Origin of the sequence: Phocaeicola dorei, from assembly GCF_013009555.1 — a bacterium.
GTDB classification, from domain to species: Bacteria; Bacteroidota; Bacteroidia; order Bacteroidales; family Bacteroidaceae; genus Phocaeicola; species Phocaeicola dorei.
The window spans coordinates 1,525,288-1,536,681 of the sequence record NZ_CP046176.1 but is presented as its reverse complement, the minus strand read 5'-3'; the positions used below and the strand labels follow the sequence as shown (position 1 = coordinate 1,536,681).

At 35.7% G+C, this 11,394-nt stretch carries 8 protein-coding genes and 1 CRISPR repeat array; of the genes, 2 read left to right on the top strand and 6 right to left on the bottom strand.

The genetic code is table 11. The features are described 5' to 3' along the window. Positions 1 to 272: 272 nt before the first annotated feature. Positions 273 to 458 (top strand): KTSC domain-containing protein, encoded by a 186-nt coding sequence (locus GKD17_RS06215; protein WP_005848345.1) that lies wholly within the window; start codon positions 273 to 275, stop codon positions 456 to 458. A gap of 64 nt (positions 459 to 522) precedes the next feature. Next, entirely contained in the window at positions 523 to 1,104 is a 582-nt protein-coding gene (locus tag GKD17_RS06210; protein WP_005848347.1) for a hypothetical protein, read from the top strand. A gap of 17 nt (positions 1,105 to 1,121) precedes the next feature. Then, a CRISPR array of direct repeats spans positions 1,122 to 2,318; the repeat unit is 47 nt; unit sequence GTTGTGATTTGCTTTCAAATTAGTATCTTTGAACCATTGGAAACAAC. Between the two features lie 108 nt (positions 2,319 to 2,426). Here the strand turns inward: GKD17_RS06210 and cas2 are convergent. From cas2 to GKD17_RS06180, 6 genes are all read right to left on the bottom strand, one after another. After that, positions 2,427 to 2,759 (bottom strand): CRISPR-associated endonuclease Cas2, encoded by a 333-nt coding sequence (cas2, locus tag GKD17_RS06205; protein WP_005848349.1) that lies wholly within the window; start codon positions 2,757 to 2,759, stop codon positions 2,427 to 2,429. Continuing rightward, positions 2,759 to 3,691, bottom strand: a complete 933-nt coding sequence (gene cas1 / locus GKD17_RS06200) for a type II CRISPR-associated endonuclease Cas1 (RefSeq protein ID WP_007837565.1) — start codon at positions 3,689 to 3,691, stop codon at positions 2,759 to 2,761. The genes cas2 and cas1 overlap by 1 nt, the downstream gene beginning before the upstream one ends. 26 nt (positions 3,692 to 3,717) lie before the next feature. Then, the gene (locus tag GKD17_RS06195; protein WP_007837562.1) at positions 3,718 to 4,716 is read right to left on the bottom strand and encodes a virulence RhuM family protein; all 999 of its coding nucleotides are present in this window, start codon (positions 4,714 to 4,716) and stop codon (positions 3,718 to 3,720) included. A gap of 14 nt (positions 4,717 to 4,730) precedes the next feature. Further along, positions 4,731 to 9,245, bottom strand: a complete 4,515-nt coding sequence (gene cas9, locus GKD17_RS06190) for a type II CRISPR RNA-guided endonuclease Cas9 (protein ID WP_007837560.1) — start codon at positions 9,243 to 9,245, stop codon at positions 4,731 to 4,733. Positions 9,246 to 9,429: 184 nt separating this feature from the next. Beyond that, positions 9,430 to 11,028, bottom strand: coding sequence for a ClC family H(+)/Cl(-) exchange transporter (locus tag GKD17_RS06185; protein ID WP_007837558.1), 1,599 nt, complete (start codon positions 11,026 to 11,028; stop codon positions 9,430 to 9,432). A 32-nt stretch (positions 11,029 to 11,060) separates the two neighbouring features. Beyond that, positions 11,061 to 11,390 (bottom strand): helix-turn-helix domain-containing protein, encoded by a 330-nt coding sequence (locus GKD17_RS06180; RefSeq protein ID WP_007842555.1) that lies wholly within the window; start codon positions 11,388 to 11,390, stop codon positions 11,061 to 11,063. Between the last annotated feature and the right edge of the window lie 4 nt (positions 11,391 to 11,394).

Below are 11,394 nucleotides of genomic sequence, written 5' to 3'. Positions count from 1 at the left end.
ATCTAAATTGGTATATTTGAATCAATGAAAACAACATAATTGAGAGGATACAGATCACTATCTTTTTAAAAAACTTCTTCAGATTGAAGAGGGAGAAATAAGAGGGGTATTAGATAACATAATAAAACTCTTACAAAGTATCAGTTATATGTTTGCTCTCATATCCTATGAAAAATGAAAGAAGAATGGATAACATCTGAGAGCATGGGCAATTATTCAAAAATATACCAACGCATTACATCCGGAGTTAAGACTTCTAAAATTTTAATAGAATGGACAGAGAAGAATATCTTGAATTAGTTAAAATGAATACTGGAATAGAAATAACATCAGTAGAATCTTCTAATATAGAAGGTATTGGTTACAACGTAAAGAAACATCATCTATGGGTATCTTTTAAAAATAACAAAGTATACCGATATGATAAAGTTCTAAAGAGCAACTCAAAAGATTATTAAAAAGTGAATCTAAGAGGTAGGTACTTAAATTCTCATATTAAAGATCAATACAAAACTAGTGGGTATGAACTCAAAAACGAATCATCTTTTACTTCCATTTTCTATATTTGGAGTTTCTCTTCTGGGTCTTGTTCTATTAAACAATGAACCTAGGAGGGTAACTCCTCCTTATATAAAGGAGAGCAGAGAGGATTCTATCAAAAGGGTAAAACGATATAAAGAAGAACTTAGAAGAGATTCTATATTCTTTGCTAAAGTAGATTCAATTAAATTACTAAGGGATTCACTTAGAAATCAAAGAATCTATACCTATATCTTGAAAACTACTATCACACCAGAAAACGTAATAGTTACTGCAAGGAAATCTGGTTATCAACAAGTAACTTTAGATACTCATTATACCAAGCCACAATTATATTACTTGGTATTTACTTCTACCAAACAAATGTCAATAGAAGAGGCATCTGCTTATGCCGATAGGAATCCTGATAAAGTTACTAAACTATCACAACAACAGTATGATCAGAGATTTGGTAATCAATCATCAGAATATGATTTCTATCTTGATAACCTAGATTCTTATTATGATGACCCAGAAAACCTAGATGAGAACCCAGATGAAATTTTTGATTTCTTACTCGACTAGGGATTCTCAGCTAATATGTTATGATTTGCTTTCAAATTAGTATCTTTGAACCATTGGAAACAACATTTTTTATCACAATCAAATGGGTATTCAGTTGTGATTTGCTTTCAAATTAGTATCTTTGAACCATTGGAAACAACCCAAAAGCAGTAAGCAAACGGCACTGATGGTTGTGATTTGCTTTCAAATTAGTATCTTTGAACCATTGGAAACAACTGCCTTCACCAACGTCGAAGCAGCGTATGCGTTGTGATTTGCTTTCAAATTAGTATCTTTGAACCATTGGAAACAACAAAAAGATATCTTTTCATTGGTATACTTGTGTTGTGATTTGCTTTCAAATTAGTATCTTTGAACCATTGGAAACAACGTTTACCTTATTAATTGTGTGTCGTTATGGTTGTGATTTGCTTTCAAATTAGTATCTTTGAACCATTGGAAACAACTCACGCTGTTCCTTTGCTTGATTGGGCTTGTTGTGATTTGCTTTCAAATTAGTATCTTTGAACCATTGGAAACAACGTTTCTCCCATTGAGAGTTACTGTAAAAGTGTTGTGATTTGCTTTCAAATTAGTATCTTTGAACCATTGGAAACAACTATTAGGCTGGTCATTGGCGTTCGCCGTCTGTTGTGATTTGCTTTCAAATTAGTATCTTTGAACCATTGGAAACAACAATAACAACCCGTGATGCGCTTAACGAGCAGTTGTGATTTGCTTTCAAATTAGTATCTTTGAACCATTGGAAACAACTCCATATGTTCAATTTGTTATTGTTTGTTTGTTGTGATTTGCTTTCAAATTAGTATCTTTGAACCATTGGAAACAACGATAGAACCTGCCTTTGCGCACCTACGTGCGTTGTGATTTGCTTTCAAATTAGTATCTTTGAACCATTGGAAACAACTTCGTCTTCATTGGTTAGGTGATGATTCAAGTTGTGATTTGCTTTCAAATTAGTATCTTTGAACCATTGGAAACAACTCTTTTCATATTCTATTCCAGTTTTGATGAGTTGTGATTTGCTTTCAAATTAGTATCTTTGAACCATTGGAAACAACGTTCAGGGGTGCGACGTGCGCTGGTCACTGGTTGTGATTTGCTTTCAAATTAGTATCTTTGAACCATTGGAAACAACGCGATGTTGACAATGATCAGCAGCCTTAAGTTGTGATTTGCTTTCAAATTAGTATCTTTGAACCATTGGAAACAACAGAATATATGTTACAAACTAATTACCAATTAGTTACACACATATTCAGGAATTAAAAACAAAGTTGTTATCTAATAAGAAATCCCGTTTCAGACGGGATTTCTTATTTTTAAAATAATTCCAATTGCTGTCCTGGAGTAGTTACACCTTGTAGTTTCTTTCCATAAAAAAGTTCAATAGCAGCAAATTGTTTATCAGTGATACACATTATTCCCACTTGTCCATATTCAGGCAAAAAAGATTTAACTCTATTTATATGAACAGTTGCATTCTCGCTACTAGCACAATGACGGACGTAAATTGAAAACTGAAACATTGTAAAGCCATCCTTTTGTAGATTTTTTCTAAAATCAGTATAAGCTTTCTTGTCCTTCTTAGTTTCCGTTGGCAAATCAAATAATACTAGTACCCACATAATCCGATATTCACTAAAACGGTCCATTATCGTTCAGGATAACTAATACGACGAATTTCTCCACAAAAACATTTATATAGAGAAGCTGTAGTCTGAGCGACAGCCACCATCAACGGACTACGTTTACCATTAATACGTACATCCAATGTGGGAATAACAAGCAAACGTGATTTTATTTCTTTTGTTAATTCCAAATTTGCACCATACAATTTCACTAAACTAAATACTAATTCATCAACATAAGGTCGATATGGCTCCATCACATCGTCAGCTAAACAATATGCATTATAACGATTATGATGATGGATCCCTAAAGTAGGAAGCAACCCACTTGCCACTAAAGCACGAGCAACGATAGCACGAAGTATAGCATAACCATAATTCAATAAATTATTAGGAGAAATCCCTTCTCTGTCACGAGTAAAGCCAATAATATCTGCAAATAAATTTTTCCAAAAAAAAGCAGCCGCACGTGCTTCCAAATTCTCTGGATCACCACTCTTCACTTCATTCGCCCAAATTCGCATACATTTCATTTCTTCACCTACACAAACTCTCAATACAGATGCTTGGTTATCTATTTTTGCCTTAATTGTTTGCTGCCAAAGTTGCTTTTTCAATGGCAATGATGCATCCAACTGTTGACGGAAACGCTCATTCTGAGTTGTATTTCCATACAAAGGGAGCATTAAACCCACTGGCATACTTTTACTATCACAAGTGATAACGGCACAATTATTCTCTAATAGAGATTCTAATACACCGAAAGTGATAGTAATTTGCTTATGATCTAGTACTACGACACCTATATCTTCAATCGGCTTCGTTATTTCCGATTGTTCTTTAAAGATATCCGGCAATGAATCACTTTTCTCAACTTCCGGAAGTTTTATGACTAATTGGTTATTTCGTAATGACAAATAAGCCGGATTACCAAAATAAAGTGTTTTCTTTATCATAGTATCATATTTTAAAGGTTAATATATTACTTACCTCGCAATTTCTTCTGCTCTTTTTCGAAATTTTCAATGAAATCTATTTCTACAGGAGATAACTGATTACTAATGCGTTTCTTAAATTCATCATATTCAAGATTTGCTTTTTTCTTTGCTAATTCAGCCGAAATAGTACCAGCATGTTGTAACAATTCTTTTCCTGACAATCTAAGAAAATCATCCAATTTTTGAATCCAGTCTTTCATATACATAGGAGTATGACTTTTAGCCTGCAATTCTGCAAAGTCAAGATACAAACTTACAATACGATTTAATGTATCCAACTCATCATCTGTCAAATAATTTTTAGCATATTCTATATCATTCCGCTTTGGCACTGCTCCTGTCCAATTAGTTAATCCCATAAAATCTTTCCCTGCATCTGCACGACCGTAAATAACCTCAGCAGCCGTATGTCCATGTACTGAAAAATGCATTTTATTTTGAACCGTGGCAAAAAACAATCGAGTAGACTCAGTACTTGGGTCATAATCTATGCTCAAAGCATAAATTTCAAGAATTTTACGATAGAATATCTTTTCTGAGGAACGAATATCACGTATGCGTGATAATAACTCATCAAAATAATTTCCACCACCTGCACGCTTCAACAGCTCATCATTCATTACAAATCCCTTTATTAAATACTCTTTTAGTATTTGTGTTGCCCATATTCGAAACTGCACACCACGGTAAGATTTAACCCGATAGCCTATGCTTATAATCATATCCAAATTATAATAAGCCACTTGATATATTTTACCATCAGAAGCAGTTGTTGCAAAAAATGCAACAACTGAACTTTCCTGTAATTCCCCACTCTCAAAAACATTCTTTATATGGCGTGAAATCGTTGATTTGTTCCGTTGAAATAATTCTGCCATTTGATCTAATGTCAGCCAAACTGTATTATTGCATAGTGTTACTTCAATTCTTGACTCACCATCTACCGTTTGATATAAAAGAATTTGTCCTTTGTTTTCTTCCATAAAATAAGAATATATTATTTTTTATATGAACTACTTGATTCTAAGACATTTCCTAAACGATCAACTTTTATAGGTATACATATCATTTTTATCATTTCACCAGTTAAAGCCCGCTCCATCTTATTTAAAGGAGAAAATTCAAATTTGTCAACTAGTACATTCGCAACAATATGTTTTATGAAAAAGCATTGTTCACCTGAGGAACTTACCATCTTATAAATCCTTCCCCTATCCAAAGGCTGGGCAATAATACCATTAGCTAATTCATCATCAGTAGGAAGATAAACCAAATCATTAGGTGACAATACAAAAATAGGGTCATTACCATTCTCATCTTCCGGTGCAACAGGTAAACCTTGTTTTTGCCGTTCAATTGCAACATTCAATGGAATGGTAGCATAATTTCTTTTCTTTATTATAGTATTCGTCTTTTTATCTAGAATATTCGACTCGTATACAGCAAAAAATAAATTTGTTCCTTTCGCAGCCTCTACAAATTTAGAAGATTTATTACCTGTTTGACCTACTGCAAACTTATCAGCCTGTTCATACCAACGAATTTTAATGATAGGCTGATGATACTTTCCATTATTCAGCTGAATAATATTACGATTCATTTCATCAATGCCATCCGGCGAAAAAGCAATATCCGGATTATTATCTTTCAGTTCCAAATGACGTAACAATATTTTTTGGATACCCGTATCAGTAATATTATTTTCTATTTTCTTTCTATCAAAACTAGTATCCAGCGGTTTTCTAGTAGCAAAGAATCGATCTTTAGTATCTTTACTAAAATAGTAAACCTCTATTTTAGACAGATTTATATCACTCCAAGTTTCTCTATTATCTTCAAAGTACTTCTTTATTCTCTTCGCGTCAAATCCTAAATTCCAAAGTTCCAATAATTTTCTCTTGAAGTCTTTCACAACGATGCTTTGAGGATTTTTCATCGCTTCATTTAAAGCTACAGTCTTTATCCTACGCAAATTAACTTCTCCAAATACCGTATCTTTATGCATGGATTTACGTATAGCCCAATTGTCCCCTTTTCCCTGTTTCACAAAGATCTTTTTGCCTTCTTCATTATAATGCAAGAAGCGATTGGTAGCTTTATTTATAACACGCAAATTTTGCTTAAAACTGACTATTATATTTTCCAAAGCCAAATATGTATCCTGTGTAAACGATGCCCACGGTTTTCTGATCACCCATTTATAGTTACCGTTATTATCAGTCTTAGCTTTATCACACAGCATTTTCTGCAAATCATATCGGGATAATTCAGCCTTAGCTGTTGCCGACTTATTATTTAAATAATTAATAATATTCCTATTTGCACACGCTATTATTATGGCATCCATTGCATGATGACGATGATCTATTCTTTTCTTATTAAAACCTTTTTGCAATTCCAAAGGCATTGTCGGAATTTCTTGAATCCCAACATTTTTAGTTGTAAATTTATTTGTGCCGGTCAACTCATTGAGTCGTTGAAAACGAGGAAGTATAATTTTATTCCAAACCTCATTTATTCCCCAATCTTTCTTCAAACGATCCGTAACTCCTCCGGTACAAGGAATTACATTCTTTGAAATTGCTTCTTCCTCTCCTTTTTCTCTAACGATGTTGGAAAGAAGGGACTTTACAACTTTGCTGATGTACCTACTATCATTCAGCTGACGAGTAACAAACTCCTCCGGAATATCATCCATCAAAAGTTTTTTCATTTTACTACGAGTACGCGAATAGTTATCTTTCACAAATTGCTCATATTCATCCACAGTGAAGATCCTTACTTTTTTTCCAAAAGGAAGTTCCACTATCTCCCCATGATGCTTCACTATAAACTCATGTCCCAATAAATTGCTTTTAAGCTTATTGACTTCCGCTTCACAAATCACCTTGTTACTAAAAGAATCATCAAAATAATATGATTGGGGAATAACATGCTCTATTTCGTATGCAGGCGTAAACAACTTACCTAATGGAATCACTTCACCGGTATAAGGAGAACGATACTTCTGTTCCAGCCAAAGCTTGTAACGCAAAACTTCTGACCTTGAAGGACGCTTCTTCAAGTCTGTTTCTGTAAACTTTTTCAATATATCCGATATTTCCTCCGGTAAATCGGAAACACTATTTAAAACACCCTCTTCATAAATACGCAAAATATCCTGCTGACTTGGCGAATAAGGACGAACATTTTCAACCTCATATTCAGGATTCAAAAATTCCGTGAGCAAATATTTGATACGCAAGTTGGTATTCTCATTTTCAGACATTTGCTGTGTCATTTTCTTCCGCTTGTCAGCCGGATTCTTCATCTCACGCCCCAACTCCACATGTATCTCATCAATATTTCCCACTTGTTTCCAAATATCACGAACAACACGTAGTGTTTCAATAATAATCTGCTCAACAATTGGATTACGCAATGAATGTTGCTTAAAAGATCTTAAATACGAATCAATATCAGCAGGAGATTTCCACTGGATTATTTCTTTTGCTTCAGAGTGACGACCATAAACAATGTAACACACTAACCAAAGAGGCAAACCTTTGAAATCAGAAACATCAGCAAGATGAATTGCTTTCTCCCTCACTCTATTTTCTATTTTCTCATCATATTCTCCTGTTATTATCTTATCAATCCGTTCACGCGTTCCTTTATCTATTGAATTCTCACTCCAATATTTTCCCATACGCATTAAAGGCAATAATTTTTTAATTGCTTTTGCCGAATAGGAACCATATTCTTTCTTAAAAGGTGGGAATTTCTGAAACACATCAACAAAAGAAGCATTCAGGTCGTGTTTATCCGCAAATTTCTGCAAAGCTTTTACTATTTCATTCTTGTCTTCAACCGAATATAATATATGCCATAAAGCTTCCTCATTCTCTTTTGTCAGGAATTCAATAGAAATATCACATTTCTCCAGCCTCGCCAACATCAATGAACGGGTTTCATTACATGGATAAGGTTTGTCTTGCACATAATTCCAACGATAATTCTCTATCTCTTTTTTCAGTCCAAAAACCGGATATTTCAAAAAAGCCTTTTGATCAATTTCTTTTTTACCATTCAACCAGTCAAATAAAGCAACATAATCTTCTTCTGTCTTCAATAACTCATTTGTAACATCCACATCTTGTGCCAGGTCTTTCCTATAAATACGCAGATTTATTATAAATTGCCACAAGCGGAATTCTTGAAACAACGGATGTGATTTAGCAATACATTTTACAGGAAAAGATTTTATCTCTCCCGTTTCCTTATCAAGACCCTGATTCTCCTCATAAGGACAATTGTCTATTAATGATTTTTTGCTTTTAAGAGGACGCTGATAAAAGAGTATATCCTCTAAAAACAAATAAGTAAAATCCCGATTACCAACATTATTCCGATGTGCTTCATTTATTGGATATAGTTCTTCAATACAAGCAGCATACAATGCTCTGTCTTGCAATTCCAGGTGAAACTCCTTCTGCTTCTCCAAAATCAGTTTCAGCTCCTCCTTATAATATTTGCGTTCAATGGTTCTCACCAGTCTTCCACGAATTTTCTGACTAGGATTTCCTAAAAGCGTATCATAAATATAGGCACCTACTGTCTTATGAGTTTGATCAATATCCGCTTCTGTTTTCTTCTTGACCAATGACCAATCATCTTCCTTAGGAGCACGAAAAGAGCGTTTTACATTCCCTTCCTTATCTTTTTTAGGCGTTCCGTCCTTCTCTAAATCCGTAGTTACAATGAATTCTTTAGTTTTTCCAACCCAATCAAGAGACATATTACTTGTTCTTCGATACACCCATCCATTTTCCAAATGCACATTATACCAAATATCCTTTCCCTTTTTTTCTCCGGAATCCTCTACTGCAACTACTTTAAGAGCATAGAATTCAACCAATTTATCCTTATTTTCCTCCTCTTCCTCACCACGTAATTGATAATATCCACGCTTTTGATTAAAATTCAATAATATCCACGCCAATTCTTCTTTTGAAATTTTAGAAGTCAATCCCTTTTTACGGAGATAGTAGATAGTCCAATCATAAGGTACTTTTTTATCATCTGTTATCAGATTCGGATAATTTAGCTTAAAATCCTCCAGCATTTCCTTAAATGAATCTTGGAATATAAATTCAAACTGACCAGCTTCATTCTTACGCCAAGCCAATTTAGGTTCCTTGCCCTTAACTATCTTACCATGCCTATCTAAATCTTGAGCAAAATGAAAAGGCAAAAATCCTAAAATATCAAGAATTCTATGCAACCGTTCTCTGCGAAGCAGATATCGTTCGCTTAAACGACGAACTCCACGCAATCTGGTTCTTTCAGCAGTTTGAGATATGGAATTACCTTTATTAAAATCTCCTATCATAGCTGCATCCATAGGTATGATGCGACTTCCTGAAGCTTGTATCTTAACCAATTGTTCACTTCCATCGTCATTGACACTTCCATTTACTACTGCCCAACCTATGCTATTGGTACCCAAATCAAGACCCACTATATTTTTCATAAGACAACTATTTTATCAAAACTTTTCAAAGTTATCAAATTATTCTAATAATCACTTGTCCTTTACATATTTATTTCATAGTTTTGCAATACTAATTTGAAGCAAGTCACAATAAGGATTATTCCGTTGTGAAAACATTTAGGTTGCCCTCGTCCTTTAACGGGGGCTTTTTTAGACTCATCTTTTAATAGATATTTGCCATACTGACCAACGGTTCGTATAATTTTTCTATATCCTGCGCATCCATTTCTATCTCCACTTGATCACCGGGAACCAGGGTTTGCCCCTGAGGAAGTAAGTTTTTACGATTCCGATGTATACTACGAATGATACAATGATTAGGTAAAGCCAATGTATCCACTTCCTTTCCGTCAAAATAAGACCCATCCATTATCTCGACAAAAAGATGATAGCGAGCACCAGCCTCTTCGGAAGACTCCGGATTATGGCTACGGAACATCCTGTCATACAGCAATACATTGTAAGGTTTTATCTGTAACAATTCGGTGAAATAATAAGTCAATCCACCTACCACAATGGAAGGATAGAACACCTCGAAATGACCGGTAATCTCCGTTATCAGGACAATAGCAGTCAAAGGAGTACGCACCACAGCCACCAAAAAAGCCACCATCCCGATCAGCATCATATAACTCACATTCTCATACCCTATCCATCCGCGCTGTACCAATACCAACCCGAAGATTTGTCCCAATAATCCTCCCGTAACCAAGGTAGGAATGAAACTTCCTCCCGGCAAACCTGAAGAAAGAGAAAACAGCGTAAAAACAAAATGAATAAGCATCATGATAGTAAGCCACCGGATATCATGAGTTCCATTCATTCCCTGCATCATCAAAAACTGCTCTCCGCCACCTGTCAGATTCGTCTCTGTTAACGATATGGCATAAGCTATGGTTAATAAATACAACATCTTGACAGGAATGGAGAGTTTCATGGCAGGTATCCTTTCTTGAAAGAAAGGAACGATGAGCGAATAAAACTTTGCAATGACAGCCATAAGGGCGGCAAAGATAATATAAAGCTCCGCCTGACGGATAAAAGATAAACCAGGAACGACCGCACTAATCAGATGATAAGGAGTCGTGGGGAACATCCAACTAGCCACTCCTCCGGCTACCACGCCGGCCAACAAGGTAGTAATAGCGGTTTTAGGTGCATCAAAACGCTCGATGGATTCTATCACCAACAAAGAAGAAGACAACGGAGCAGCAAAAGCGGCAGACAAGCCCGCACCAGCTCCGGCAGCCAGCAATTGTTTCCGTTCCCCTTTCAGAATATGTCCCCAACGAGAGATAAGTGTTCCTATATAAGACCCTATCTGAACAGACGGCCCCTCGCGTCCCAAAGACAGCCCCGCACTGAGAGCCAACACCCCTCCGCAGAATTTAGCTACCAGTTCTTTAAAAGGATGCTCATAACGGATACGACCGTTATTGGCCGCACGTGTCTGAGGAATCCCACCTCCGGCTATCAATGGCATACGTTTTACCAAAGAAGCGACAAAGATCAGAATCCCCCATAAGATAAAAAACAACAATACATGCCAATACCACGGATAATGTGCCGTAAAAAAAGTTTTCCGCACATCAAAGAAATACCAAAGAAGATAGTGATAAGGCACAGCAACCAGTCCCGTAAGCAGCCCCACGAATATGCTCACGAAATACAGACGGGCATCAATCAGCTTCAGTTTCCATATTTGCCATTTGCGCAGATTGCTCCACTTCTTCCATTTGTTTTTCCATTTCTCCAGTTTCATATCCGGAATAAACAAATGGAAAAGAGAAGGGTTTATTTAAACAATGGCTTTAATAGTTCCGGTATTTCTATTTCATTTGCTTTCAGCGCTTCCAAACATTCATGCCCTTTATCGGATAAAGTAAAATGCATCTGCCGTTTATCCTTATCCCCCAAATTACGGACGATTAATTCTTTCTCTTCAATGGAACGGATGACCTTAGAGGTATGCGAAGCAGACAGACCTGTGTTTTCCGATATCACACTAGCCGTCAGCGTATCTCCACCAATGCAACAAAGTGCCATTGCCTCATTCAATGACACTCCATATTGTTCCATTAAGCGGGTTTCAAGTTCAGAGAGAGCCTTGAACAGCTCTCTCATGACA

Coding starts and splice junctions, on each gene's coding strand:
- GKD17_RS06185 (WP_007837558.1), bottom strand. CDS start 11,028: ATGAAACTGGAGAAATGGAAAAACAAATGGAAGAAGTGGAGCAATCTG.
- GKD17_RS06195 (WP_007837562.1), bottom strand. CDS start 4,716: ATGGAAGAAAACAAAGGACAAATTCTTTTATATCAAACGGTAGATGGT.
- GKD17_RS06210 (WP_005848347.1), top strand. CDS start 523: ATGAACTCAAAAACGAATCATCTTTTACTTCCATTTTCTATATTTGGA.
- GKD17_RS06215 (WP_005848345.1), top strand. CDS start 273: ATGGACAGAGAAGAATATCTTGAATTAGTTAAAATGAATACTGGAATA.
- cas2 (WP_005848349.1), bottom strand. CDS start 2,759: ATGGACCGTTTTAGTGAATATCGGATTATGTGGGTACTAGTATTATTT.
- cas9 (WP_007837560.1), bottom strand. CDS start 9,245: ATGAAAAATATAGTGGGTCTTGATTTGGGTACCAATAGCATAGGTTGG.
- cas1 (WP_007837565.1), bottom strand. CDS start 3,691: ATGATAAAGAAAACACTTTATTTTGGTAATCCGGCTTATTTGTCATTA.
- GKD17_RS06180 (WP_007842555.1), bottom strand. CDS start 11,390: ATGAGAGAGCTGTTCAAGGCTCTCTCTGAACTTGAAACCCGCTTAATG.